Annotated in this window: 26 protein-coding genes and 1 tRNA gene; 9 read left to right on the top strand and 18 right to left on the bottom strand. The window is 34.9% G+C overall.

Annotated features, from left to right (window positions below):
• The first annotated feature begins 5 nt into the window (after positions 1–5).
• Positions 6–479 (top strand): phosphatidylglycerophosphatase A family protein, encoded by a 474-nt coding sequence (locus CGEO_RS07470; RefSeq protein WP_075531754.1) that lies wholly within the window; start codon positions 6–8, stop codon positions 477–479.
• Here CGEO_RS07470 and CGEO_RS07475 read toward each other — a convergent pair.
• The 3 genes from CGEO_RS07475 to CGEO_RS07485 are packed head-to-tail and all read right to left on the bottom strand — an operon-like array spanning position 476 to position 1,373.
• The gene (locus CGEO_RS07475; RefSeq protein ID WP_075494728.1) at positions 476–913 is read right to left on the bottom strand and encodes a hypothetical protein; all 438 of its coding nucleotides are present in this window, start codon (positions 911–913) and stop codon (positions 476–478) included. The genes CGEO_RS07470 and CGEO_RS07475 overlap by 4 nt on opposite strands.
• Positions 910–1,143, bottom strand: coding sequence for a hypothetical protein (locus CGEO_RS07480; protein WP_075494729.1), 234 nt, complete (start codon positions 1,141–1,143; stop codon positions 910–912). Before CGEO_RS07480 ends, CGEO_RS07475 begins: the two co-directional genes overlap by 4 nt.
• Entirely contained in the window at positions 1,140–1,373 is a 234-nt protein-coding gene (locus tag CGEO_RS07485; RefSeq protein ID WP_075494730.1) for a hypothetical protein, read from the bottom strand. Before CGEO_RS07485 ends, CGEO_RS07480 begins: the two co-directional genes overlap by 4 nt.
• Before the next feature lie 66 nt (positions 1,374–1,439).
• Between CGEO_RS07485 and uvrB the strand changes: the two genes are divergently transcribed.
• Together uvrB and CGEO_RS07495 are read left to right on the top strand one after the other, a co-directional pair.
• Positions 1,440–3,416, top strand: coding sequence for an excinuclease ABC subunit UvrB (uvrB, locus tag CGEO_RS07490; protein WP_075540179.1), 1,977 nt, complete (start codon positions 1,440–1,442; stop codon positions 3,414–3,416).
• A 633-nt stretch (positions 3,417–4,049) separates the two neighbouring features.
• Positions 4,050–4,709 (top strand): hypothetical protein, encoded by a 660-nt coding sequence (locus tag CGEO_RS07495; protein ID WP_172658126.1) that lies wholly within the window; start codon positions 4,050–4,052, stop codon positions 4,707–4,709.
• A 30-nt stretch (positions 4,710–4,739) separates the two neighbouring features.
• Here the strand turns inward: CGEO_RS07495 and CGEO_RS07500 are convergent, their stop codons facing one another.
• Positions 4,740–5,294 carry a superoxide dismutase family protein gene (locus tag CGEO_RS07500; protein ID WP_075494732.1) on the bottom strand — a complete coding sequence of 185 codons (555 nt, stop codon included), beginning with the start codon at positions 5,292–5,294 and terminating at the stop codon, positions 4,740–4,742.
• Between the two features lie 238 nt (positions 5,295–5,532).
• Here CGEO_RS07500 and CGEO_RS10090 point away from each other — a divergent pair, with 238 nt between their 5' ends.
• From CGEO_RS10090 to CGEO_RS07515, 3 genes are all read left to right on the top strand, one after another.
• Positions 5,533–5,805, top strand: coding sequence for a hypothetical protein (locus CGEO_RS10090; protein ID WP_216833218.1), 273 nt, complete (start codon positions 5,533–5,535; stop codon positions 5,803–5,805).
• Between the two features lie 617 nt (positions 5,806–6,422).
• Positions 6,423–6,725 carry a hypothetical protein gene (locus tag CGEO_RS07510; RefSeq protein WP_172658128.1) on the top strand — a complete coding sequence of 101 codons (303 nt, stop codon included), beginning with the start codon at positions 6,423–6,425 and terminating at the stop codon, positions 6,723–6,725.
• Between the two features lie 707 nt (positions 6,726–7,432).
• Positions 7,433–7,684 (top strand): hypothetical protein, encoded by a 252-nt coding sequence (locus CGEO_RS07515; RefSeq protein WP_172658129.1) that lies wholly within the window; start codon positions 7,433–7,435, stop codon positions 7,682–7,684.
• Here the strand turns inward: CGEO_RS07515 and CGEO_RS07520 are convergent.
• From CGEO_RS07520 to napA, 10 genes are all read right to left on the bottom strand, one after another.
• Positions 7,663–8,232, bottom strand: coding sequence for a c-type cytochrome (locus tag CGEO_RS07520; protein ID WP_075540177.1), 570 nt, complete (start codon positions 8,230–8,232; stop codon positions 7,663–7,665). The genes CGEO_RS07515 and CGEO_RS07520 overlap by 22 nt on opposite strands.
• A 74-nt stretch (positions 8,233–8,306) precedes the next feature.
• The gene (locus CGEO_RS07525) at positions 8,307–9,479 is read right to left on the bottom strand and encodes an OprD family outer membrane porin (RefSeq protein WP_075494735.1); all 1,173 of its coding nucleotides are present in this window, start codon (positions 9,477–9,479) and stop codon (positions 8,307–8,309) included.
• Positions 9,480–9,848: 369 nt separating this feature from the next.
• The gene (locus CGEO_RS07530) at positions 9,849–10,262 is read right to left on the bottom strand and encodes a hypothetical protein (RefSeq protein WP_075531751.1); all 414 of its coding nucleotides are present in this window, start codon (positions 10,260–10,262) and stop codon (positions 9,849–9,851) included.
• Between the two features lie 805 nt (positions 10,263–11,067).
• Positions 11,068–11,409, bottom strand: a complete 342-nt coding sequence (locus tag CGEO_RS07535; protein WP_075531750.1) for a chaperone NapD — start codon at positions 11,407–11,409, stop codon at positions 11,068–11,070.
• Positions 11,410–12,336 (bottom strand): WD40 repeat domain-containing protein, encoded by a 927-nt coding sequence (locus CGEO_RS07540; RefSeq protein ID WP_075540176.1) that lies wholly within the window; start codon positions 12,334–12,336, stop codon positions 11,410–11,412.
• 9 nt (positions 12,337–12,345) lie between these two features.
• The gene (locus CGEO_RS07545) at positions 12,346–12,798 is read right to left on the bottom strand and encodes a 4Fe-4S dicluster domain-containing protein (RefSeq protein WP_075531748.1); all 453 of its coding nucleotides are present in this window, start codon (positions 12,796–12,798) and stop codon (positions 12,346–12,348) included.
• Positions 12,799–12,806: 8 nt separating this feature from the next.
• On the bottom strand, positions 12,807–13,310 hold the full coding sequence (locus tag CGEO_RS07550; RefSeq protein WP_075494740.1) for a nitrate reductase cytochrome c-type subunit: 504 nt from the start codon (positions 13,308–13,310) through the stop codon (positions 12,807–12,809).
• A gap of 1 nt (position 13,311) precedes the next feature.
• On the bottom strand, positions 13,312–14,100 hold the full coding sequence (napH, locus tag CGEO_RS07555) for a quinol dehydrogenase ferredoxin subunit NapH (protein WP_075494741.1): 789 nt from the start codon (positions 14,098–14,100) through the stop codon (positions 13,312–13,314).
• Complete coding sequence (napG, locus tag CGEO_RS07560) at positions 14,100–14,849, bottom strand: ferredoxin-type protein NapG (protein WP_075494742.1); 750 nt, start codon at positions 14,847–14,849, stop codon at positions 14,100–14,102. Before napG ends, napH begins: the two co-directional genes overlap by 1 nt.
• 7 nt (positions 14,850–14,856) lie before the next feature.
• Positions 14,857–17,640, bottom strand: a complete 2,784-nt coding sequence (gene napA, locus CGEO_RS07565) for a nitrate reductase catalytic subunit NapA (RefSeq protein WP_075494743.1) — start codon at positions 17,638–17,640, stop codon at positions 14,857–14,859.
• Positions 17,641–17,897: 257 nt separating this feature from the next.
• Between napA and CGEO_RS07570 the strand changes: the two genes are divergently transcribed.
• The gene (locus CGEO_RS07570) at positions 17,898–18,668 is read left to right on the top strand and encodes a threonine/serine exporter family protein (protein WP_075494744.1); all 771 of its coding nucleotides are present in this window, start codon (positions 17,898–17,900) and stop codon (positions 18,666–18,668) included.
• Positions 18,665–19,180 carry a threonine/serine exporter family protein gene (locus tag CGEO_RS07575; RefSeq protein WP_075494745.1) on the top strand — a complete coding sequence of 172 codons (516 nt, stop codon included), beginning with the start codon at positions 18,665–18,667 and terminating at the stop codon, positions 19,178–19,180. Before CGEO_RS07570 ends, CGEO_RS07575 begins: the two co-directional genes overlap by 4 nt.
• 217 nt (positions 19,181–19,397) lie before the next feature.
• Here CGEO_RS07575 and CGEO_RS07580 read toward each other — a convergent pair whose 3' ends face one another.
• The 3 genes from CGEO_RS07580 to CGEO_RS07590 all read right to left on the bottom strand — a co-directional run bounded on the left by CGEO_RS07580 (position 19,398) and on the right by CGEO_RS07590 (position 23,677).
• Positions 19,398–20,081: a response regulator gene (locus tag CGEO_RS07580; RefSeq protein ID WP_075540175.1), complete on the bottom strand. Its 684-nt coding sequence runs from the start codon at positions 20,079–20,081 to the stop codon at positions 19,398–19,400.
• The gene (locus tag CGEO_RS07585; RefSeq protein ID WP_075494747.1) at positions 20,081–21,733 is read right to left on the bottom strand and encodes a sensor histidine kinase; all 1,653 of its coding nucleotides are present in this window, start codon (positions 21,731–21,733) and stop codon (positions 20,081–20,083) included. Before CGEO_RS07585 ends, CGEO_RS07580 begins: the two co-directional genes overlap by 1 nt.
• Positions 21,734–21,826: 93 nt before the next feature.
• Positions 21,827–23,677, bottom strand: a complete 1,851-nt coding sequence (locus tag CGEO_RS07590; protein ID WP_075540174.1) for an aryl-sulfate sulfotransferase — start codon at positions 23,675–23,677, stop codon at positions 21,827–21,829.
• 195 nt (positions 23,678–23,872) lie between these two features.
• On the opposite strand from CGEO_RS07590, the gene CGEO_RS07595 reads away from it, so the two are divergent.
• On the top strand, positions 23,873–24,319 hold the full coding sequence (locus tag CGEO_RS07595; protein ID WP_075494749.1) for a type II secretion system protein: 447 nt from the start codon (positions 23,873–23,875) through the stop codon (positions 24,317–24,319).
• A gap of 760 nt (positions 24,320–25,079) precedes the next feature.
• On the opposite strand, the gene CGEO_RS07600 is transcribed toward CGEO_RS07595, so the two are convergent.
• Positions 25,080–25,156: transfer RNA gene (locus CGEO_RS07600), tRNA-Ile, on the bottom strand.
• Positions 25,157–25,178: the final 22 nt, after the last annotated feature.

The raw sequence follows: 25,178 nt of genomic DNA on the forward strand, positions 1-25,178 counted from the left end.
TTTTAATGCAAAAACTTTTTTTAACTTTTTTTTATACAGGTCTTATAAAACCAGCCCCAGGAACGTGGGGAAGTATCGCTGGAGCAATAGTTGGCGTGGTCATTCTTAAATTTCTTACTATAGAAACACTTTTTTTACTTTCGATTGTCCTAGCTTTAATCTCTATAAACATCATAAACGCATATGAGAAAAAAGTCGGCATTCACGATAGTTCAATCATCGTCATAGATGAAGTTGTTGGAATTTGGATAGCTTTAAGCATAAGCGCTCACTCATACTTAGCCATACTGCTTTCACTAATCTTTTTTAGGCTTTTTGATATTTGCAAGCCATCGATTATAGGTCGAATTGATAGAGATGTTCCAGGAGGCTTAGGCGTAGTTTTAGATGATGTTGTAGCTGGTGCTTTTGGCGGTCTTCTAAGCCTCATGTGTATCGGCGCTATGATGAAATTTGGACTTGATAGCTATATCTTTTAAAAATCCAAATTTACCTTTTGCAAAGCTTTATATCTATCATCAGCGATAAAGTCTTTGCAAATTTTACTACCATCATCAGTTGGAGTTAAAACTATCTCTTTGTTTCTATCGCTTTCTTTAACCTCAAAAAGCGTGCAGTAGTGTGTGCCTTCAGATTGTTTTATGCCGTATCTTACTGGTTTGTTAAATTCTAACTTCGCGCTGTTGTTTTCAAAATTTCTAACATATGTCATAATCTCTATAGTAGAAAACTCACCATACTTAGCATAATACTGCCTTATGTCGTTTATAGCGGTGCTTAGCTCTTTAATAGAAGCAAAAGACGAAGTTACATCTTCTGTTTTTGCTAGAAATTTAGGATATATAAATTTATACCCGATAAAGCCTAAAATAACGATAAAAATAACTTGATTTAAAGTAAATGCCCTCTTCATTCATTGTTCTCCAGTTTTTCGATTAGCTCTTTAAGCTCTTTAGTTCTTTCATAACTCTCATAACTTTTTTGTACAAATGCCTTTAGTAAATCCTTAGCATCGATGCTTTTGGTGCTATCCATAAGCAAGTTCAACTCTTTTTCAAACGTAACTGCAAACTCATCATCTAAGTTTATGTTATAAGATCTAAAAAGAGATTTACTTGTGATATGGACTTCTAATTCTTTCATTTTTCTAAAATATTTTCTATCTCTTTATAAAGTTCATCTTCGGTTAGTGTTTTAAATACGATATCCTCTTCAAGTTTTCCTAACTCTGCAGAAAGTGCCTCATTTTGGGCTTTTACTGCTACTATTTCGTTTCGTAATTGTTCGTTTTGAGCAAGCGCATCTTTGTATTTTGCTATTAACTCTTTGACTTTATCGCTAAGCGTTGGAACTACTTTTTGTTCTTCAAACATATCTTACCTCTAAATTTGATATAATTAAGGATTGTAGCAAATTTGTGCTTAATACAAAGGAAAGTTTTGAAAAATTTTGAAATCAGTAGTAAATTTAGCCCAAGTGATGACCAAAAAAAGGCTATCGAGGGCATAGTAAATTCGGTTAAATCAGGCAGCCACTACCAAACTCTGCTTGGAGTTACTGGAAGCGGCAAAACTTTTACTATGGCAAATGTTATAAAAGAGTTAAATATGCCAACTCTTATCATGACTCACAACAAAAGCCTAGCCGCGCAACTTTATAGCGAATTTAAGGGCTTTTTTCCGCGCAATCATGTTGAGTATTTTATAAGTTATTATGATTATTATCAGCCAGAAGCTTATATACCAAGACAAGATTTGTTTATAGAAAAAGACAGCTCGATAAATGATGAGTTAGAAAGACTTAGACTTTCTGCGACTGCAAGTTTGCTAAGTTTTGATGATGTTATAACTATAGCTTCAGTCTCTGCAAACTACGGTTTGGGAAACCCAGCCGAGTATCAAGGTATGGTTTTAATCCTTGAAGTTGGAGCAAATTTAAGCTCCAAAGCCCTACTTCGCAAACTTGTCGATATGGGATATAAAAGAAATGATAGCTTTTTTGATAGAGGAGATTTTCGTGTAAATGGCGATGTAATCGACATCTATCCAGCTTATTTTAGCGATGAAGCGATACGCTTAGAGTTTTTTGGCGATGAGCTTGAAGAGATGTATCACTTCGATGTTTTAGAAAACAAACGAGGAAGTAGTGTAAATAAATTTATCCTTTATGCAACAAGTCAGTTCATAGTAGGAGAAGACCGCCTAAAAATCGCTATTAAAGAGATAGAAGTCGAGCTTGAAAAAAGGTTAAAGTTTTTTAACGAAAACGACAAACTAGTAGAAGCGCAGCGCCTAAAACAGCGCGTTGAGTTTGATTTAGAGATGTTAAATGCAACTGGTATGTGTAAAGGCGTGGAAAACTACGCTCGCCACCTAACAGGACAAGCGCCAGGGCAAACTCCATACTCGCTTTTTGATTACTATGAAGTTAAGGGGGTTGATTATCTAGTTATAGTCGATGAAAGTCATGTGAGTTTACCACAATTTCGCGGTATGTATGCAGGCGATAGAAGCCGAAAAGAGACTCTTGTCGAGTATGGTTTTAGGCTTCCTTCAGCGCTTGATAACCGTCCTTTGATGTTTGATGAGTTTATCAGCAAAAGGGGCTTTTTTCTCTTTGTCTCTGCTACACCAAATGAGCTTGAACTAAATCTTTCAAACGGGCATATCTATGAGCAAATTTTGCGCCCGACAGGTCTGCTTGATCCAGAAATCACGATAAAAGATAGTGATAATCAAGTTGAACTTTTATACGACATGGCAAAAGAAGTTATAGCAAGGAATGAGCGTGTTTTAGTAACCGTGCTTACTAAAAAAATGGCAGAAGAGCTTAGTCGTTACTATCTTGAGCTTGGCATAAAAGTAAAATATATGCACTCAGATATCGATGCGGTGGAGCGAAACGAGCTAATACGTGGACTTAGGTTTGGCGACTTTGATATGCTTATCGGTATAAATTTGCTTCGTGAGGGGCTAGACTTGCCCGAAGTTAGCCTGATAGCTATCATGGATGCAGACAAAGAGGGCTTTTTGCGCTCACGCACAAGCCTAATCCAAACAATGGGGCGAGCTGCTAGGAATTTAAACGGCAAGGTTGTGATGTTTGCTAAAAAGATTACAAATTCTATGAAAGAAGCTATAGAAATCACGCAAAATAGGCGAAAATATCAAGATGAATACAACCGCGCTCACGGCATTATCCCACACTCTGCAACTAGAAATATAGAAGATAGCTTAAAGGTTGATGATGCGGCTGAACTTTTAAATAAAGCTAAAAAGATGGAAAAAATGCCAGCAACTGAACGAGCTAAAATCATCAAAGAGCTTAGAAAACAGATGCTTGAGGCGGCTAAAAACCTTGAGTTTGAAAAGGCAGCCGCACTTCGTGATGAGATAGCTAAGATAAAAACGATTTAGGTATTTTGCTAAATTTAGCAAATTTTATAACACGCGCTTTATGAATTTAAAGCGCATTTTGTTTTGAATTTTAGCTATATTTTATAATGTAAATTAATGATATTTTTACAAAATATGCTAAATAATATATCTTTTAAATTTATAAATATATTTAAAGATAGCTTAAAAATTTTGTTTTTCTTGATATATATACTATAAAAATATTGTTTAAAAATAAATTTAGTAAATATAAAGTGTGTAAATTTATAAATTTTATTGTGTTATAGCATGTTCTAAAAGATAAAACTGTGGTTAGTATAAAACTTATTTTTTTGCGTGCGAGAGAATCAAAGCCTAGCCAAAAGCTTTTAAAATACGGTTTTATTTTTGTTTTTATATGAGAATTTCGCTTTCGTGCTGTAAATTTTTTACTTCTTTTGTTTTTCTTGCTTGTTTAAAATGTTTAGTTTAGATAAATTTGGTCACTATGTTGTTTTAAGTTTTGCAGGCGGGGAGTTAAAATTTTTAAGCTAATTTTAGTATGACTCAAATTTACTAGCAGAATTTACTAGTTTAATCAAAGTTTTTTTATATTCATTTTAGAACTGCTAGCGATAATCAAATTTTATTTTAACAAATTTAAAAATGCGAGTTTTGCGTGCGAGTTTTGCGTGCGAGTTTTGCGTGCGAGTTTTGCGTGCGAGTTTTGCGTGCGAGTTTTGCGTGCGAGTTTTGCGTGCGAGTTTTGCGTGCGAGTTTTGCGTGCGAGTTTTGCGTGCGAGTTTTGCGTGCGAGTTTTGCGTGCGAGTTTTGCGTGCGAGTTTTGCGTGCGAGTTTTGCGTGCGAGTTTTGCGTGCGAGTTTTGCGTGCGAGTTTTGCGTGCGAGTTTTGCGTGCGAGTTTTGCGTGCGAGTTTTGCGTGCGAGTTTTGCGTGCGAGTTTTGCGTGCGAGTTTTGCGTGCGAGTTTTGCGTGCGAGTTTTGCGTGCGAGTTTTGCGTGCGAGTTTTGCGTGCGAGTTTTGCGTGCGAGTTTTGCGTGCGAGTTTTGCGTGCGAGTTTTGCGTGCGAGTTTTGCGTGCGAGTTTTGCGTGCGAGTTTTGCGTGCGAGTTTTGCGTGCGAGTTTTGCGTGCGAGTTTTGCGTGCGAGTTTTGCGTGCGAGTTTTGCGTGCGAGTTTTGCGTGCGAGTTTTGCGTGCGAGTTTTGCGTGCGAGTTTTGCGTGCGAGTTTTGCGTGCGAGTTTTGCGTGCGAGTTTTGCGTGCGAGTTTTGCGTGCGAGTTTTGCGTGCGAGTTTTGCGTGCGAGCATAACAATTAAAATTGTTATGCTCTGTTTAGCGCGGTTAAATTATTTTATAACACCACAAACTAGTCTTGCGCCACCGCCACCAAGTGCTTTTGGATGATCGCTGTGGTTATCGCCACCAACATGAACCATCAAAGAATGACCCTTTAACTCATCAAGAGATTTGATTTTAGGTGCTAGGACTGGGTAGATAGCATTGCCATCTTTATCAGCTACAAGCGCTGGTAAATCGCCCTTATGTCCTGCATCATCCCAAGGAAATGAGTGCTTTTTAGTATCAGTTGGATCCCAGTGACCACCAGCTTTCATGCCAAGACCTTTGTCTGTCGCACCACAATCTGGGTTTGTATGAACATGAAATCCATGGATTCCAGCTTCAATGCCTTTTAAATTCGGGAAAAACGCTACGCCATAGTTAGTCTTAACAGCAACAACCTCGCCAACACTCACATCGCCTTTTTCGCTAAGTAAATTCATAGGTATAACAAGATGTTCTACCGACTTAGGATCGAAATTTACAGCCTCTTCTTCGTGTTTATGCTCAGCAGCAAAAAGTAAAGTGCTTGCTAAAACGCCTGCTAGAAGTATTTTTTTCATATGATTCCTTTGTGTTAAAGTTGGGTTGATTATATCTAGTTTGCGTAAATTTAGTATAAAATTTTAAAAATAGTATATAAATTTATATTATTTTTAACAAAAAATGCAAACCGTTTTGAAATAAAATTTGATTTTAATAATACAGCAAAAATACAATCTTGTGTACCATTTAAAACAAAAAGTTAAGCTTTAATTTTATTAAAATTTTGCACACAATGTTCTATTAAAAATTTCTTGCGTGGCTTGCGTGGCTTGCGTGGCTTGCGTGGCTTGCGTGGCTTGCGTGGCTTGCGTGGCTTGCGTGGCTTGCGTGGCTTGCGTGGCTTGCGTGGCTTGCGTGGCTTGCGTGGCTTGCGTGGCTTGCGTGGCTTGCGTGGCTTGCGTGGCTTGCGTGGCTTGCGTGGCTTGCGTGGCTTGCGTGGCTTGCGTGGCTTGCGTGGCTTGCGTGGCTTGCGTGGCTTGCGTGGCTTGCGTGGCTTGCGTGGCTTGCGTGGCTTTTAAAAATTTTTAGGTGGAAGCTTATTTAAGAAAAAAGAGCTTATCAAGCTGTTTAATTAAATTCAACGCAGAAATAAATTTAACTTTAATCATAGTATGAAAAACAATAACTATTTTAACGATAATTAAAAAAATGTTTTAGTAGATTTATAATCTGCTTCTTGTTGCTTCTTGTTGCTTCTTGTTGCTTCTTGTTGCTTCTTGTTGCTTCTTGTTGCTTCTTGTTGCTTCTTGTTGCTTCTTGTTGCTTCTTGTTGCTTCTTGTTGCTTCTTGTTGCTTCTTGTTGCTTCTTGTTGCTTCTTGTTGCTTCTTGTTGCTTCTTGTTGCTTCTTGTTGCTTCTTGTTGCTTTTAAAAATTTTTAGATAGAAGCCTGTATAACAAAAAAATAGTTCAAGCTGGTAGCTTATTAAAATTTAAATACGATATTAAATTATATAAATTTGCTTAATATTCAAAGTAAGAGAATTTAGCTTATAGACTAATTATCTAAATTTAATATACAATATCAGTTATCTTAAAATAAATCGATTTAAAATCTTTAAAATACTAAGTTTATATTATCAACTAAAATGAAAATTGTTTTAAAACAAAAGTTTAAATTTTAGTAGAAAAGCAAAAATATAAAATTTTGTTAGATGGTTCAAAGCAAAAAACTAAAGCTGTAAATTTTATAAAAATTTTTGGTTTGGTTGGTTTGGTTGGTTTGGTTGGTTTGGTTGGTTTGGTTGGTTTGGTTGGTTTGGTTGGTTTGGTTGGTTTGGTTGGTTTGGTTGGTTTGGTTGGTTTGGTTGGTTTGGTTGGTTTGGTTGGTTTGGTTGGTTTGGTTGGTTTGGTTGGTTTGGTTGGTTTGGTTGGTTTGGTTGGTTTGGTTGGTTTGGTTGGTTTGGTTGGTTTGGTTGGTTTGGTTGGTTTGGTTGGTTTGGTTGGCTAAAAATTTTTAGATAGAAACTTGTATAAGAAAAAAGAATTTATTAAGCTGGTTAATTAAGTTTAACGCAGAAATAAATTTAACTTTAATCATAGTATGAAAAACAATAACTATTTTAACAACTTAATTTTTTTGTGAGAATTTTAAAAATTTTAAACGATTTTATTTATATTTTTCATAAAATTTGAGTTGTTTGAGTTGTTTTCAAAAATTTAATGCATAAAATTAAATTTGGTTTAACATCAAAGCTAAAAAAATATTATATTTTGCATATTTAATCAAAAATAATTTCTGGCGTGGCTTTTAAAAATTTTTAGGTGGAAACTTATATAACAAGAAAGAAATTATTGAGCTGTTTAATTAATTTTAATACAAAATAAAATACGGCTCAAATTAAAGTAGAAAAATATCGATTCTTTTAATAGTAAATCAAAAAATCGCTTTAGTAGTTTTATAAAATTTCTTTCGTGGCTTGCGTGGCTTTTAAAAATTTTTAGGTGGAAAATTATATAAGAAAAGAAGTTACAAGAGTTATAAAATTTTCGTTTTTTAATTTTTATAACAAAAATGTTTGAAGCTGAAAATTAATTGAATAAATTTAATGCGGTAACAAAAACTAGATAAAGTCAAAGCAAAAAATATCAGCTTTCAAAACAAGAAATCAAAAAATAATTTTGTAATTTTATGAAATTCTTGGAAAGTGGTTTGAGTTGTGGTTTGAGTTGTGGTTTGAGTTGTGGTTTGAGTTGTGGTTTGAGTTGTGGTTTGAGTTGTGGTTTGAGTTGTGGTTTGAGTTGTGGTTTGAGTTGTGGTTTGAGTTGTGGTTTGAGTTGTGGTTTGAGTTGTGGTTTGAGTTGTGGTTTGAGTTGTGGTTTGAGTTGTGGTTTGAGTTGTGGTTTGAGTTGAAAGAATTTAGCCAGCAATGGCTAAATTCTTTTAGTTATTTTAGATATGTGCCTTGATTTGTAGGGTTTCTTTGAATATTTGTATTTTGCAAATCATCATTTTTAAAGATAAAGTCGTTTTCACCTTTAAGATAGGCGATTATATATCCAAGCTCTTTTGATGAAATTCTTGCTGCGATTGGAGCCATTACTATCCGCTGACCGCCACCATGACTTAAGTCGGATACATAAGCTTGAAATGAATAGTAAATTTCTTCGCCACTCATCTTAGAAAGTCTTTTTGCGGTGGCAGAAGTTCTTTTCTCGCCTTTTTCGCCATGGCATGCTAAGCAGTTTGCTTTATAAATTTTCTCGCCTTCTTTGGCTGTGTAGTCTATGTTTCTATCTACACCAGTGCTTAAAAATCTACTGTCTTTATGTGGAACTGAGTTTTCATAGACATTTACTGTTACGTTTTCATCTTTAGAATACTTTTCTACCAAAGATTTAAGCTCTTTTGCAAATTCGCCTTTGGCTTCAAATACATAGCTTTCATCTGATGAAGCTGCGTTTAGCGATAAAAAGAGTGAAAAAGATACTAAAAGTGAAAGTTTAAATAGTTCCATAAAATGCCTTGTAGTTAAATTTAAAATGGGCGAGGAAAACCTCGCCCATGATTTTATCAGATTATGATAAATGATTAGAATGAATATTTAGCTTCAAATCTAAATCTGTTGTTATCATCATCGCCATCTTTAACTTGTGAATACCAAGTTTTGAATTTTAGTTTTTTAGTTGCTGCATACTCTACTCTATATACAGTCTCTTTCATATCTTTTTTACCAGCTGTTGTTTTGTTTTCACCATCTAAGTAATCAATACCTAGCATAACACCTGTATTTGGTATAGTATAAGCTGCTGTTGCAAAGAAGTAGTCATTCTCACCAAAGAATAGTGTATAGTCTAGTAACTCTTCACCTGGGCTTATGAATGAACCTTGATCTTCAAATGACACTAAAGATGCTTTATCTTTATCTGTGCTGAAGTCTACATAACCAGCTGTGAAGTCAAGACCAAATAGTGATGTACTAGCCTCTACACCATAGATATCAGCATCATCAGCTACTGGAAGAGCAGCTTTGAAATCGCCATCGAAATCAGAGAAACCATATTGAGCTTTTAAGCCAAGAGCGATATCTTCTGTAACATCAAAGTTAACAGCTGCTTCTATAGCAAATAAATCTGTAACATCCTCAAGAACTGCATACCATAGTTGGAAGCTTACTGGATCATAAGAGCCGATAGCTGCTACACCATAAAGGTTATGATCTGTAGTTTTTTTACCAGCTACTGCACCAAGGTCAAGTGTGCTAATATCGCCATCATCTTCTAGTGCATCCATATATAATGCAGCAAGAGTTAAACCTTGTATATCAGAGTTTACTACTTTGATACCATCACCAAACATATCGTCTGTGAAGAATGCACCAACAACTTGTCTACCAAGCATTACGCTTGTGTTACCGATGTTATAACCAAAGTAAGCTTGGCTTATTTCAAATTTGCTTGGGTTTGAAGCAGCTTTGTTACCATTTACACCGCTTGTGCTTTGTGCAGTATCTGTATCATCATATCTTACACCAACAACAGCGAAGAAGTTGTCGTCGATTTGTGTTTTAACGTTTACAACGCCTTTAAAATTCCATTCACTGTTATTTTTTGTAGAATCTTTGTCATCACTTGTATATCTAAGTCTTGTATATCCGCTAACATCTACATTTTTGATAGCTTCTTCTAGTGGAACAGCTGATGCTGTTGTAGCGAAAACGCCCGCAGCCATTGCTGCAACTAAACTAAGTTTAACTAATTTCATTAGAACTCCTTTTAAATAAGTTTTTGTTCTCGTAATAGTAACATAAAAGTTTGGTAGTTTTGCTTAAAATAGTCTTAAATTTACCGTAAAATCACCAAAATGTTACCGAATGTTTACTAAAATCGCCTTATTTTAGGACTTTTTGAGATATGAGTAAATTTGGAAGATCTAAATTCGACTTAGAATTTTAAGATTATGTTAAATGTAGTGTTTGGGTTAAAAATCTTTTTGAAATGCTCTTAAAAGGAGGTTGAGGAGAGCTGCTCTCCTCGGTTTGAAAGGAAGTTCTTAGCTTTACTTATTTAGTTTAGATAGTAAAATTATAGTTAATATAGGTAAATACTTGGCAATGCCATATAATGGTTGCGTTTAAAAGCTTATGCTTTGTGTTTTTGGTATGGAAATCTTAGATGGGGCTACTTTTTTCTTTATGATTTTTTCTTTTTTATAAGGCGCTGGTTGAGTGAGAGTTTGGGGTTTGTTTTTTGTCTCTCGTTTGAGTAAAAGCATAGATGTTATAATGGAGTTTTTAACCTTGATAAGGGCTATATCGTTACTTTTGTAGTAATACTTTGGTGAGATGGCTTTTAGGCTTTTGCCTTTGTAAGTAAAAAAGTAAGTGTAGAGCTTGGGCGTGGAAGTTGTGATGGTAAATTTATCTATAGTTGCTAGATACTCGCCATCTGGCGCGAGTGGGGTCTGTGGTTTGGCTGAAGTTAGCGAAAAAATAGAGCAACCGCTTATAAAAAATGCTGTTATAAAAGCGTAAAATAGGACTTTCAAATTTGTTCCTTTGGGTTTGGGAATTAAAAGTGGGATTATACCAAAAAGATGTGAAAAAGTAGCAAGTAAAAAAGTGTTGGCGTGATATGTAGTTTTGGTTTTAAGTCATATGTTGGCAAAGATAATGCAGTTGTTTGAGCTTAAGAATTTAATAACTTTACTCTTATCAAATTATTGTTGATAACTTCCATATGAAGTGCAGTTTTTAAGAGTTTAATAAATATATTATAGTCATTAAAAGTGCGCTTCATGCACTTTACGAAGTAAAGCGATAGCGCAAAGGCGATGAGAATTTTATCTCTTTTTATAAATATTAAAATAAATTTTTCAAACATGGCAAAAGTTTCTTTTTGGCTTTTGTCATCGTAATAATTACCGTTTTTATATATTAAATTTATTATAATCGTTTCAAAACTCTTGTTCTATGAATTTACAAGTTGCATTTTGGTTTATCTAACTTGCTGTTATTCTAAGTTTTATACCCATAAAAATAGCGTATATAAATATCAAGCGGTTGTAAAAATAGATATTTGGCTCTAGCATGCAAGCATTATAAACTTTTGAAAATTTTCTCGCTCATCTAAAAAATAGCTTATTTTTAGGTTTAGTAAAAAGTACGCGATAGTCGCTATTTTTACCATTTTTATGATTGCTACCTATATGCTTTTGTAAATTTAAGCTATAAATCGCAAATGTCAAAATCTATTTAGCAATCTTACTTCTATCGATAAAAATTTATAATCCAGACATGCTTTAATGATTTTTTGATATATTTAAATATTGATTTGATGTTAGAGAGCTAAATTTAGCTTGTCTTTTGGTGCATACTTCCTGAGTATTTTACATCTTTAGCATCAAAGTCATCATCTAAAACCTTGCTAGTTTTTGGCGCGTTTTTAATCATCTCTATATCTTCATCTAACTCTTCATAGTTATAGACCATGCCTATAGTATCGACTTCGCTAAAGCGTTCTATGGTTTTAAATATCGCTAGTTGCTCATCTGTATTTGACGTGGTTACGACAATGACTACTTTTTTATCTTGCGAGGCGATAAGTTCGCACTCTTTTAGCGTTTCAATCTTTTCTAGCAAGGAATTTGCTAGCTTTTCATCTTTTAAATTTATAACTAGGCTTGAAATGTTCATTTAATATCTCCAAATTTTAATATCTTTTTCATATGCTGAGCTTATAAGCATATTGTTTTTGTAAAAAAGTATGCCATTTATCGTGCTTTGCTCTGTTTTAACTACATCGATAGTGCTTAAATTTTGTGTGTTAAATATAGTTATATCGCTATTTTCATCACTCATAAAAGCTGCTTTTGTGCCATCTTGACTCACTCCAACGGCGTAAACTAAAAATGTCGCATTTAGCATTTTTGTTTTTTCATTAGCTACTAAGCCTGCGTTTTTATCTGCTGAACCACTCACGACAACGCCATTTTGCGAGATAGCGACATCATAAATGTTATCTTTGTGCAAATCTAGCGTTTTTGAAATCTTTTTTGCCTTCACATCGAAAAGATAGACTTTCCCACTCTCACAACCTAATGCTATGATTTTTTTATCCAAAGAGATTTCCATATCATTTAGGGCTGAAGTTGAGAATTTATGTGAGTAAGTTACACTCTTTGTTTCTAAATCATAAAAGTAAATTTCGTTACTCAAACTTGCAAAAACCATAGTTTTATCATCGATAAATAGTGCTTTTTTGATACTTTGGTTTTCTAAATTTAGCGATTTTAGCTTTTCATCTTTATATATAAATAAAACTTTTTTACCATAATCGCCTTCGCCTAACATCGCTATAACACCGTTTAACTCATCTGTGCTAAAAATTTTAGCCTTTTGCTCATCGCTAAAATATGTTTTTATCGTTGGTATGGTTAAACTTTTGCTAAACTGATTTGAATCTAAATCATAAATTTGCATTTCTCCGCCATCAGTTGAGATATAGAGTAAATTCTTTTTTAAATTTATATTCATAACATTAGAATTTGTTTCTATCACGTTTAAAAGCTCGGCTGAAAAAAGCAGACTCAAACTAGCAAAAAAACAGATTAAAACTCTCATAACATCTCCTTAAATGGCATTTAGCGTGATGGAATTTTTAAAACACGCCGATAAACACTCTCCACAACCAACGCACTTTTGGCTAACCATAGGTCTAAAAACGCCTAAAAACTCAATAGCTTTAAACCTACAAGAATCCAAGCAGTTAAAACAAATCGTATCATTCCACGCAAGGCATGAGTTTATGTTTATAACTGCGCTGGCTTGAATTTGACTACTAAATTTAAGATCTAGCACGCCTCTTTTTGTCTGCATACAGGCTTTTGCGCACTCTTCGCAAAAATTACAACCTAAATTTAACACTTTAAACTCGACCATATCGCCATTATAGCTTAACAAATTTCTATCGCATGCCAAAACACACGGCGCATGGCAATCTATGCAGTTAAACAAAGAGCTAAAATATGGCGGAGTTATGGGCTTTTTGCTCTTTACAAAAAGCCCTCTTTTTTGCGTATCCAACTCAAAACCTACTTAACGCCTTGGTTTAAAATGTCAAGTAAATTTGAGCTTGTTTTTGAACTTTCTTCTCTAAATTTAGGATCAAAATCGTTTTTAACTAAAACTGGCATGTTAGCTTGTGGAACGTGGCAGATAGTACACTCATATCTTGAACCATCAAGCTGACCTTTATCAGACTTTCCTGTGCGTAAATCCACCAAATGCGATTTTGGCACAGACGTAGCGCCTACATCTTTAGCGACATCTGGCATATGGCAAGTAATACACATATTTAAATCTTTTGTTATAGGAACTAAACCTTCTAAATCATGTGAGATTAGCGGTGGAGCGTTTTCAAAAGATCTTGTGTACTTAGTCGCAAGACCTGGAGCGTCGGCTGTGTAGTTCACATCTACTAATTTAACTTTGTTTTCATCTAGCAAATTTGCTTTTCTTAGCCCGATATTTGCATCATCAATTTGTGCAGCCCATAAAGCGGCAACCGCCATAGTGCTTAATAACACCTTTTTCATATCAACCTTCCTTATTATTTTTTATACTAAAATTTAGTGCATTGTGTTGGCAGATATCTACACATCTTCCACAGCTTATGCATTCACTCGCAACAAAACCATCGTTTTTACCGACCATTTTTAACACATCAACCTCAGGACATACAACTTTACAATCCATACATTTAGTACAGTTTTGCGCTATATGTTCAACTCTAATAAGACTAAATTTGCCTATCACAGCGTAAAATGCGCCAAGCGGACATATGCGAGAACATATACCTCTATCTACTATAAATGTATCAAAAACAAAAATAGCAAAGATAACGCCTATGGCAACTGAATTTGTAAAGATAATGCCTCTTTGAACTACGCCTATAAAACTTATATTTTCAAAAGCTGGCATTGATAAAACAAAGCTTAAAATAAGGCTTAAAGCTAGAAAATAGTATCTAAAACTTTTTGGGATATTTAGAAAATTTCTATCTTTTGAGTAGCTAAGTTTTTTCCTTATAAAGTATGCGAAGTCTGTTATTAAATTTATCGGACAAACCCACGCACAAAACGCTCTTGGTGCGACTAATGCGTATACTAAAAAGATTATCAAAGCTCCAGTTATAGCAACTGAGTTTATGCTAAAAGTAGCAAGATAAATTTGAAGCACGGCAAAAGGATCGCTTAGAGGAATTTTACCAAAAAGCATAGAACTGCTTAAATCGCCCTTTAAAATAGGCAAAATTCCCAAATTTCCTAGTATAAAAAAGAGCAAAATCGCTACTTGAGAAATTCTTCTAATGATATTTATCTTCATCAAAACTCCTCGCTATTTAGGTAGTTTATCGCTTTTTTCTCTTGTAATTTTACGCTAGTGTCTGCGTTTTGAAGCTTACTATCGCCATCTTTTTCCCAGCCTTTTACGTAGTTGTCTCCAACTTCGCCCAAAGCAACTTCGCGTGGAAGCACGAAAATAGCTGCTTTTTTGGTGATACAGGCGTGTTCGCACTTACCACATCCTGTGCAAAATGCCGCGTCTACGACTGGAAGCAAGAAAGCGTGTTTAGCGGTTCTGTCGTTTCTTTTATACTCAAGATAAATCGCTTTATCAAGCAAAGGACAAGCACGATAACAAGCATCACATTGAATTCCCCAGTATGCAACACAGTTTTGCATATCCACGACTGCTACGCCAACTCTAATTGAGTTTGCGTCTAGCTTGTCATCTTTGCTAACTAAGCTAGAATCTAACGCCCCAGTCGGGCAAGCTGGCACACAAGGGATATCTTCACACATGTAGCAAGGAATTTCTCTTGGAGTAAAATACGGAGTTCCAACCGTCATATTATCACCAAATTTGGCAAGTTTTAAAGTATCGTATGGACAGGCTTTTACACAAAGTGCGCACTTTATGCACTTTGAACTAAATTTAGCCTCATCTAACGCACCTGGTGGTCTAAGAAAGACTTTATAGTCGTTTTTGCTAGCCATCTTCCAAACAAATCCACCCGCTAAAGCTATGCTTATAACTTTAAAACCGCTTTTTAGAAGTTCTCGTCTTGTCATGAGCGTTCTAAGCCTTATAAATTTTTACTGCACATTTTTTATAGTCAGTTTCAAATGATAAAGGACAAGTTGCATCAAGGCAAACTTTGTTGATAAAGACGTTTTCATCAAACCACGGAACGTATACTAAACCAACTGGCGGCTTGTTTCTTCCACGTAAATCAACCTTGACTTTTACCTTGCCTCGTCGTGATTCAACCCAAACGGTATCGCCTTGAGCAACTTTCATCTTAGCTGCATCTTGCTCGTGCATATAGCAAAGCGCTTCAGGAACAGCACGGTAAAGCTCTGGAACTCTCATAGTCATAGTTCCACTATGCCAATGCTCCAAAACACGCCCTGTACAAAGCCAGAATGGATACTCGCTAGTTGGAGTTTCTGGTGGCTCCATATAAGGTCTAAAGAAAATTTTAGCTTTATTTTTAAGGCTAAATTTATCTTGTGTTTTTGAACCTAGCAAATCGCCTCTTGTTAGCGCACCTTGGTTTCCATAAAATGCAAAGTCTGAACTTGCATCTGCTTTTTTAGCGTATGGGTCAAATTTGGTGTTAAATCTCCATTGAGTCTCTTTACCATCAACAACTGGCCATCTAAGTCCACGCACACGGTGATAAGTATCAAAGTCAGCCAAGTCGTGTCCGTGTCCTAAACCAAATTTACGATACTCTTCCCAAATGTATTTTTGAACAAAAAAGCCATAACCTTTGAAAACTTCGCCATCGCTGCCTTTTACATTTCTGCTATCGCCGTTTACTTCTGTGTTATCAAAACCTTGCATTATCGGATCGTCTGCTTTATAAGCTTTTGCTTCTTGGTTTGCAAAAAGCACATCATAAAGAGTATCGCTCTCTTTATAGCCCATAGCTTTTGCCTCTTCTAAAACGCTTGGCAAGGTTAGTTTTGCATCTACTACTTTTTCGCCCCAAACATCTTGAAGTGTAAAGCGCTTAGCAAATTCCATCATCTGCCATGTATCGCTCATCGCATCGCCTACTGGAAGTACTTGTTGGCGCCATTGTTGAGTTCTACGCTCAGCATTTCCATATGCACCCCATTTTTCATAAATCATAGCAGTTGGCAAAATCAAATCCGCAACCTTAGCTGAAATTCCAGGATATGGATCACTTACAACTATAAAGTTATCCATCTCACGAGCTGCCTTTATCCAGTGGTTTGCGTTTGCTGTGTTTTGCCATGGGTTGTTTACTTGAACCCACGCGAATTTAACTATACCATCTTCTATATCTCTCATGATTTTTACAAAGTGAGAGCCATTTTTAGGATTTAGTGTGCCTTTTGGGAGTTTCCAAATTTTTTCTGTGATTTCTCTGTGTTTTGGGTTAGCAACTACCATATCTGATGGAAGTCTGTGAGAGAATGTTCCAACCTCACGCGCTGTTCCACAAGCACTTGGTTGTCCTGTTAAAGAAAATGCGCCATTGCCTGGTTTTGCTTGTTTTCCTAACAAGAAGTGAACCATATAACTTTGCTCATTTACCCATGTTCCTCTTGTGTGTTGGTTAAAGCCCATAGTCCAAAAGCTAACTACTTTTCTGTTTTTTTCTATATAAAGATCAGCTAGTGCTTTTAGTTTTGCTTTATAATCTTCTAAACTCTCGTTATCATCGCCTTTTGCAACTGCTGCAACGAAATCAAGCGTATAAGGCTCAAGTCCTTTTTTAAACTCTGCAAAATCAATTTCCCAGTGGTTTGTAGCCGAAGGTCCAGCGTTTTTCATCTCCATAACATCGCCAGCTTTTACGCCTAAGTATGAAAGCGCTGTTGCTTCATCTTGGCTTAGGACTTTTGACTTTTGTTTAGCTGCAGTTTCTAACTCTGATTTTAAATATTTTTTGTGTTTAATATCTGGTCTCATACCATAACCAACATCTACTGGACCAGCCGCGAAAATACAGTGTTTTTCTACAAATTCTTTATCTATCATCTCTGGATGGTTAAATACTATCTCATGAGCGATATAGTTCCAAATAGCAAGATCTGTTGAAGGCTTGAATATAATCTCAATATCGGCTAAATTTGATGTTCTGCTTGAAAAAGTAGACATATTTACAACTTTAACTTTATCTGGATCACTTAGTTTTCTATCACTTACTCTTGACCATAAAATCGGGTGCATTTCTGCCATGTTTGAGCCCCAACAGATAATCGTATCAGTTAGCTCAATATCATCAAAACAGCCACTTGGCTCATCGATACCAAAAGTTTGCATAAATCCAACAACCGCACTTGCCATACAGTGACGCGCGTTTGGATCAAGGTTGTTACTTCTAAATCCACCTTTTATAAGCTTTGATGCAACGTATCCTTCTTGGATGGTGTATTGACCTGAGCCAAATACGCCGATTCCTGTTGGCCCTAGCTCATTATAAGCTTTTTTAAACTGAGCTTCCATAACATCAAAGGCTTTTTGCCAACTAACTGGTGCAAATTTACCTTTTTTATCAAACTCGCCTTTTGCGTTCATTCGTAGTAGTGGAGTTGTAAGTCTATCCTCTCCATACATTATCTTAGCATTAAAGTAGCCTTTAATACAGTTTAAGCCACGATTTACCGGAGCTTCTGGATCGCCTTTTACAGCAACTATTTTACCATCTTTTGTAGCGACCATGATACCGCATCCTGTCCCACAAAAACGACAAACTGATTTGTCCCAACGCCAACTTTTTTCAGCCTCATTTGCTGCGGCTAAAAGATTTGATGGAAGAGATATACCTACACTAGAGCAAGCAGCAGTCGCTGCAGCACTTTTTATAAAATCTCGCCTATTCATTCAAGTCTCCTTTTAATGAAATCTATGTTGGAATTATATAGTATTTTAAATATTTTTTGAATGACATAAGTCATTTTTAAGCTTTATTATTTTTTTATATAACGCATAAATCCTATAAATTCGATGTTATGCGTAAAATAAATTTATATTTAAAGTTAAAGTATTAAAGTAAATTTTATATCAAACATATAAAATTTATAATCATTTTATTTTAAATTTTAAACTACATTCAACCAAATTTACATATAATTACGCCTATGAAACCAGATATATTAGATTTAACTAACTTTTTAGCAGATTATGCTGATTTAATGATAAGTGTTGGTAGCCACAACGAGCGAGTTAGGCGGTGCATTAGGCGTATAGCGCATGCTTATGGCTTTGATGTTAGTATTTTTGTTTTGTTAAAAAATGTAACCATTAGCGTGACTGATTTAGATGATTATACAAATAGGCGAACCTATATCAAAGAGACTTGCGCGCATGCTATAAATTTGGCTATTGTGAGTGATTTGGGCAGTCTTAGCTGGCTAGTTCATGATGAAAAAATCGAACTTAAAAAAGCAATTTGTATTTTTAATAAAATCAAAGAGACTAAAAACACCAAATTTGGTCCAAATCTTTTGTTTATGAGTGTGGCATTTGGCGCGTTTTGTCATCTTTTTGGTGGAGATGTTGGAAGTGTTGGATTTGTTGTTTTAAGCACATTAATCGGCGTTATCATAAAACATTTGCTAGAAAAACGTAAATTTGATATAAGAATTATATATCTTGTTTGCTCTTTTGTCTCATCTTTTGTGGCTTATGGAGCTTTTGCGCTTGGCATTAGCACAACTCCAGCTGAAGCGCTAAGCTCTAGCATTTTATATCTTTTTCCAGGAATTTTGGTCTTAAATTCTATCTTTGATATACTTGATAGAAATGTTTTAATCGGACTAAGCAGAGGCGTAAATGCGTGTATTTTGATAATTTGTATGGCGATTGGAGTTTATATAACTTTAAGTATTGTGAAAGTTGGGCTTTTATGATTGAGTTTTTAATAGATGTGATTTTTGCCGCTATTGCTGGGCTTGGATTTTCTTATGCGATTTGTCCGCCAAAACATGTGCTAGCTTATTGCTCTTTGCTTGGTGGACTTGGTTATGCAACTCGTTTGATGCTACTTAAGACTGGATTTTTTAGCCTTGCGGGGGCGACTTTGATTGCTTCGATTGGGATTGGAGTTTGTGCTGTGTATTTTGGTAAAAAGCTAAAAACGCCCATTGAAGTTGTTGCCTTTCCATCACTTTTGCCGATGATTCCTGGACTTTATGCTTATAAGTCTATTTTGGCTATTTTTTTGTTTATGAAATCGCCTAATGAAAATGATAAGGTTCATCACATCGTGCAGTTTTTTAACAACTCTTTTATCACGATTTCGGTTGCAGCTGCTTTGACTGTTGGGATTTCTATAGTGCTTTTGTTTTTTTATGAGGCATCTTTTAGCATGACAAGAGATAATAACTTAAAAAATCGTTTCAAAGATGAGTTAAGCGATTAAAACCGCTATTTTAAAAGCTAAATTTAGTAGTAAAACGCTTATAAATTTAAGGTATTTTATAAATTTTATGCTTTGAAAAAGTGATTTTAACTAAATTTAAAGATTTAAATTTATATTTTACTAGCTAAATTTAGTAAAGATAAACTTAGCTAGTAAAATTAGACAAATCTGCATTTAAACGCAAAAACTAAATTTAACTTTTAACCAAATTTCTACGCTAAGAGGTTTTTAACATATATCCAAGACATGATAAATTCAGTATCTCAATGTCATCAAGCTGCTTTTTAATCCGCGCGATTGCAGTATGGATAGTACCACTTTTGATACTTTTTCCGCCATATGCGTAGTCTTCTATCATCTCATAACTCACCAAACTTGAAATGTTATAGCAAAGTAGCCAAAAAATCGCATTTTCAAGGCGAGATAGATAAATTTCTTTACCGTTTAAAAAGATTTTTTCTTTGCTTAAATTTAGCACTACATTTGGGCTTAGTTTTAGAATTTTCTCCTCGTTTTTAACCGCTGTCATAACGATAGAATTTTGTAAATTTTCCATTAAAATCGGTTTTTTGATAAACGAAATCGCACCTTTTTTGATACTTTCAAAGAGATTTTCATCTGTATCATAAGAGGTTATGACGATAAAATTTTGGCTTGGTTTAAGCTTTAAAATCTCATTCATCATATCAAGCCCGTTTAAATTTGGCATATGGATATCAGTTACTATGATATCTACTCTTTGCTCTTTGAATTTTTCCAAACCTTCAAGCCCATCTTTTGCCATATAAAATGCCTCACAATACCGCTTAAGCCCACCACTGATGGCAATCCTTGTTAGCTCATCATCTTCGACTACTAAAATGGAAGTGTTTTTTAAAATTTGCAGCTTTAAATTTGACATTATTTCTCCATATATTTTTTTATGATTAGTTTAAAAGTGGTTGGAAGCTTGTAACTATACAGGCTTAAGTCCCCGCCGAGCTTGTTTTGCGCTATTATCTTTGAAAGATAAAGACCTATGCCACTACCGTTAGTTTTACTACTTGATTTATACTTGTTAAAAATCGTTTTTGCCTTTGCTTTGCTAAGTCCTGCGCCATTATCGCTTAGATAAATTTCAACCATCTCATCATTTACCTTTGCGTCTATGCTTATGAGTTTATCGCTGTTTTTCTCGCTTAGCGCATCTTTTGAGTTTTGAAGCAAGACTAGTAAAATTTGTTGCAAAAAACTCTCGTTGCTTTTTATCTTGATATCAAAACTTTCAACCTTTATAGCAATGTTGTATCTACTAAACTGCACGTGAAGTATACCAAGTAGGTTTTTAATGCACTCTTGTAAATCAAATTCCTTTATATCATCGTTAAATTTATAGAAATTTCTAAAATTTTCAATCGTTTCGTTCATTATCTTGTTTGACTTTATGCAAAGTTCTAAATTTTCTAAAAGCTCTTCATCGCTTATCTCGCCATCGTTTTTTAAAGCTAAAGTGTTACTAAGAAGTAGCATTGATGAGTTTAGTGGCTGTTTTAGCTGGTGAGAAATCGCTGAAATCAGCTCCCCAGTTTCACTCATCTTAAGCTCGTGAGATAGGATAACTTCATACTCTTTTTGCTTTTTTAGAATTTTGTTTCTTATAAATGTGTGGATAAAATTTGAAAACAGTATCAAGCAGATAAAAAGAGCAAAGAGCATAACTCCATTTTTAAGTAAAATTTGAAGCGTGCTTGAAGTTATAGCAGCTTCATTTACCGAAACTCCGATATACCAGTTTTGGCTTTGAAGTTTTGTTATGCCTATGAAATTTGAGTTATATAAAAACCCATCTTGACTAAAACCTAGCTTTTTTGCTTGTAAAAAGGCTTTTTTTATCTCTTTTTGGCTTTTTAAAGCCTTAATGCTAGCTATCACATCTCCATTTTCATCAAAAATATATGCATTATCAACAAAGGCGTGAATTTGAGGGCGAATCTTGTCAAAAAATTTATCTTTTTTTATGATACCACAAAATACTGCCGTGATTTCATCTTCTTGATATATCGGCGTGCAGACATTTATAACCTCTGTTTTTAGTAGCTCGTGTCTTTCAAAAACAGTTATGGTAGTGGTATTTTTATCAATCGTATCTTTATACCATTTTCTAATTTTTATCTCATCAAATTCCTTTTTGCTTATGGGAATTTCTTTGCCATCGAATGCTAACTTAGCATTTATAAAAAGAATTTGATAATGATCAAAAAAGAGCTTGTTGTGATTAATCTGCCTTAAGTACGCAAACATTTTAGCTTCATCATATATAAAATCAGTATGGCTTACGATAGATGCAAAAGAGTAAATTTTCTCCATCCTTGTCTTTATCCACTCATTTGTGCTAAAAGTTATCTCCTTGCTCATAGAGTATCTAAACTGCGAACCAAGCTTTGAAATCTCGCCTTTGATTTCTACGTAACTAAGCACGCCTGTAACTGCTACAAAGATAGAAAAAATAATCAAAGTTGTATAAATTCTAAAATCTTCAATTTTTCTTGATATAAATGGTATAAATTTTTTCAAATTTTACTCCTTGCTAAATTCTAGCAAAATAGATAAAAATTTGTTATTAAAACCGGTGTGAAAAAGACTCCTAAAAAGGAGTCTTTATAGGAGTTATTTTGTGCCAAATGCTTTATTTACACTAAATGGAAATGCTTGATATCCCATAGAATCATGAAGTTGAATCTCAACTGATGGCTCAGTTGAACCCCATTTATGCTCGAAAATTGTCGGACTTGGGTTTGATAGTAAAAGCCCGCTAACAACATCGATATTTAGCCCTGAAGTTGCAAAGTAGCTAACAACGCTATTTTTATCAGCTTGATACTCAGTTAGCGATGTTACAGGAGAGTAGATTGAGTGTCCTCTTTCTTTACCAAATTCCCAGATTTGCTCAACTGTCATCTTTTTTTGATCTATTTTATAAACAACTGAACGACTATATTTCATCTCAGCAAGCGCAGGTTGCTCCATACCGCGTGTATCGCCGTTATCAAATGCGCTTACATATATAATGTCTCCTTTTGATTTTTCATCGATTTTAAACGCTGTGTGTTGAGTCCATGTAAAGTCAAATCCGCCTTTTTCGTTCTCATAACCTGGACATTTTGAGCCAGTTTCGCCACAACTGATTTTGTTGCCTTTGCTATCGACTGGTTGAAGGAAGTATTTTTTGTATCTATCGCTCCAGCCTTCGTGAGAACCTAAAATCCACTTAACCTTTTTATCTCTACCAATTTTGATAATCGCATCTTGGTGGCGAGATGAGATGATAATGCTATCATCTTCTGGATCATAATCCACGCTATTTACATGCGCCCAGTTCCTACCTGCTCCACTTCCAACGATATCGCCAAATTTATCATTTGTATCAAGTGCTGCTAAATCATCAGCGCTCATTGTTTTACCGGCTTGAGAAGCATCGATATTTAGGCAAACTGCACCTTGATCAAGCACTTTTAAAACTGTATCTCTGTATGGATCAAGAATTTCAAACAATCTCCAATCATCCAAAACATTTCCGTTAGTATCAACTTCAACGATGATATCTCTTACTGTGTGAACGTTTTTGCCATCTGGGCGTTTTACGTTAAATCCTGCTGCTCTTATGTAGAAGTTGCCATTATCTGCATCATCGATTGAGTGAGACATATCAGAGTAGCTTGCTGGAAGTTTTCTATCAAAAATTTCTCTACCTAAAATATCATATTTAACATATCTTTGACCAAAGCCCCAACTCATCGCACCATCAGCATTTTGCTTAAAGCCCATCATAATGCCGGCTTTATAAGCTGAGTCTATATCATACAAGTCTTTTACAGGAAGCAAGTACCATCTAACTTCGCCTTTTGTATCAAGGATGAAAACTAGTGGAGTTTGGTTCCACTCTAGCGCACCGCCAGTTGGGTTGTTCCACACTGCTTTTGCTGATTTGGTTGATTTGTTTCCTAAGTTGTTAAAAAAGTAAAGTCTATCTTCAAAGCCTTTTTCTACCTTTTTAACATCTACGCTTGAAAACAAGCCGCCTTTTTGCAAATATGTGCCATCAGGATCTACAAAAACTGCTGGAGCATAAATTTTATACTCTGCCTCTTCTTTGATTTGTTCGCCTTTAAAAAGCTTTGTATAGCTTACTTTAACAGTGTTTTGATAGTCTGGATAAAGACCAAATACAGGAATTCCGCCATAGTTTTTAAGTCGTGAGTCAAGCACTTGATAGCTGATAGTTTGACCGCCCTCTTTTGGCACGATTGTAACTGTTACATCTTTTAAAACATATCCGCCATCTTTGATTATCGCTGTTAAAGGTGCGATTCTAAATGGGTTTACCACAACCTCACCAAGCTTGTTTACAACGATATAATCAGTCCTAGCGCCACTTGCACCACCCATTGCCAAAACGCTAGTCGCACCAACGCTTAATAACATACCAGCTACCAAAGCCGAAGTTAAAATCTTTTTCATAATCACTCTCCCTTAAAAATGTTTATAAAATTATATACCCCTCTTCTGACCGAAATATTACAGGAAAGTTAAATTTAGCTTAAAATTAAATTTATAGTAAATTTTTAAATAAATTTGATAATACTCAAATTTAAGGTTTATAAATTTTATGTAAAATTTAACCAAATTTTAAAATTTAGCCTTAAGGAGCGCGTTATGAAAAGAGCTTTTAGTATGATTGAACTTATATTTATCATCGCCATTTTAGGCATCTTAGCAGCAGTTGCTCTGCCGCGACTTAGCGCTTCAAGAGATGATGCGTTGGTTGCTAGTGCAAAGCTTGATCTAAAAACCGCACTAAGCGATGTTATCACCTATAACCTCTCGCAAGGTCGCTACTCGCGTAATATAAAAGATATGACAAATGTGGATTTTAAAAACAGCTCATTTAGCGTCAAAGGCGTAAAGTGCTTGAAATTTAGCTTTCTTGGTATGAAAGTTATGCAAGTTGATATCGATAGAAGTGGGCTTTGCGATAGAGTTTTGAGCGGATCTGTGGTTGAGCCATACCTTAAAATGGACGCTGGAAGCCTTACGCATACTCCAACTGTATCTTATATACCACTTGATGAAAGCACCATATCTTCACTAAATGATTTGTAAATTTAGATGTTTGTTGGGATTAGTTTAAGGTAGCTTTGGTTGTGCTAGTTAAATTCTAAGAGATTTTTATGTTTTAGCTTTTAAATATATAAAATCAAAAATTTGTTATATTTAATTAAAAGTAAAATTTATATATCATTTATAATATGTTTTTTTGAACTATTTTAGTTTGATAATTTTGTGAAATTTAGAGAATAATCCTGATTTCAAGTTATTTTGGTTGATATATTTTATATGCAAAAAAGTGGCAGATATTTTGTTATCCGAAAGCTCGTAACAAAAAGTGTGGATAAGCAATAATTGTTTTTAAAATCGCTAAGTGCTTGTTGGGAGTATGCAAAGGCAAATAGTTCTAAAAAAGTTTTTTGTATAAAATAAATTTGCACTTGGTATTATTAAAGATGCCGCTATGATGGCAATAGAAATCATTATAAGCAAGGCTAAATCTTTCGTTGAAATATAGCTTTTGTTAAATGCACCGCAAATTTACTTTCTGGTGCAAGTGTGTCAAAAATTAAAAGAATTTCATCTGAATTTATATAAATTTAAATAATAATGAAAGACAAGAACCATTTAGCCGAGTTTAGTAAGATTTTTAATAATTTGGCAACCTATTAGAGTAAGCTAATAAAGTCAAAAACTCAATAATATCGTAAAATATAATAAAAACTAGAAACTATGGTAAAAGCTTGATGTTATGGTGCTTGCTTGGTGTTATGTTATTGAAAATAATTGTGGAAAATCGTTTAAAAAGGTGGTCTGGTGGGTTCACTAGGACTCGAACCTAGGACCATCCGGTTATGAGCCGGATGCTCTAACCAACTGAGCTATGAACCCGCCAAAAATGTTGGAAATGAGA

The sequence above is a fragment of the Campylobacter geochelonis genome, from assembly GCF_013201685.1.
Taxonomy (GTDB): Bacteria; Campylobacterota; Campylobacteria; order Campylobacterales; family Campylobacteraceae; genus Campylobacter_B; species Campylobacter_B geochelonis.

What these genes read in the sequence shown, in the direction of transcription:
- CGEO_RS07575 (WP_075494745.1), top strand. Translation starts at nt 18,665, where the DNA reads ATGATTGAGTTTTTAATAGATGTGATTTTTGCCGCTATTGCTGGGCTT.
- napH (WP_075494741.1), bottom strand. Translation starts at nt 14,100, where the DNA reads ATGAAGATAAATATCATTAGAAGAATTTCTCAAGTAGCGATTTTGCTC.
- CGEO_RS07540 (WP_075540176.1), bottom strand. Translation starts at nt 12,336, where the DNA reads ATGAGAGTTTTAATCTGTTTTTTTGCTAGTTTGAGTCTGCTTTTTTCA.
- CGEO_RS07500 (WP_075494732.1), bottom strand. Translation starts at nt 5,294, where the DNA reads ATGAAAAAAATACTTCTAGCAGGCGTTTTAGCAAGCACTTTACTTTTT.
- CGEO_RS07595 (WP_075494749.1), top strand. Translation starts at nt 23,873, where the DNA reads ATGAAAAGAGCTTTTAGTATGATTGAACTTATATTTATCATCGCCATT.
- CGEO_RS07525 (WP_075494735.1), bottom strand. Translation starts at nt 9,479, where the DNA reads ATGAAATTAGTTAAACTTAGTTTAGTTGCAGCAATGGCTGCGGGCGTT.
- napG (WP_075494742.1), bottom strand. Translation starts at nt 14,849, where the DNA reads ATGACAAGACGAGAACTTCTAAAAAGCGGTTTTAAAGTTATAAGCATA.
- CGEO_RS07475 (WP_075494728.1), bottom strand. Translation starts at nt 913, where the DNA reads ATGAAGAGGGCATTTACTTTAAATCAAGTTATTTTTATCGTTATTTTA.
- CGEO_RS07470 (WP_075531754.1), top strand. Translation starts at nt 6, where the DNA reads ATGCAAAAACTTTTTTTAACTTTTTTTTATACAGGTCTTATAAAACCA.
- CGEO_RS07485 (WP_075494730.1), bottom strand. Translation starts at nt 1,373, where the DNA reads ATGTTTGAAGAACAAAAAGTAGTTCCAACGCTTAGCGATAAAGTCAAA.
- CGEO_RS07580 (WP_075540175.1), bottom strand. Translation starts at nt 20,081, where the DNA reads ATGTCAAATTTAAAGCTGCAAATTTTAAAAAACACTTCCATTTTAGTA.
- napA (WP_075494743.1), bottom strand. Translation starts at nt 17,640, where the DNA reads ATGAATAGGCGAGATTTTATAAAAAGTGCTGCAGCGACTGCTGCTTGC.
- CGEO_RS07570 (WP_075494744.1), top strand. Translation starts at nt 17,898, where the DNA reads ATGAAACCAGATATATTAGATTTAACTAACTTTTTAGCAGATTATGCT.
- CGEO_RS07590 (WP_075540174.1), bottom strand. Translation starts at nt 23,677, where the DNA reads ATGAAAAAGATTTTAACTTCGGCTTTGGTAGCTGGTATGTTATTAAGC.
- CGEO_RS07480 (WP_075494729.1), bottom strand. Translation starts at nt 1,143, where the DNA reads ATGAAAGAATTAGAAGTCCATATCACAAGTAAATCTCTTTTTAGATCT.
- CGEO_RS07520 (WP_075540177.1), bottom strand. Translation starts at nt 8,232, where the DNA reads ATGGAACTATTTAAACTTTCACTTTTAGTATCTTTTTCACTCTTTTTA.
- CGEO_RS07535 (WP_075531750.1), bottom strand. Translation starts at nt 11,409, where the DNA reads ATGAACATTTCAAGCCTAGTTATAAATTTAAAAGATGAAAAGCTAGCA.
- CGEO_RS07550 (WP_075494740.1), bottom strand. Translation starts at nt 13,310, where the DNA reads ATGAAAAAGGTGTTATTAAGCACTATGGCGGTTGCCGCTTTATGGGCT.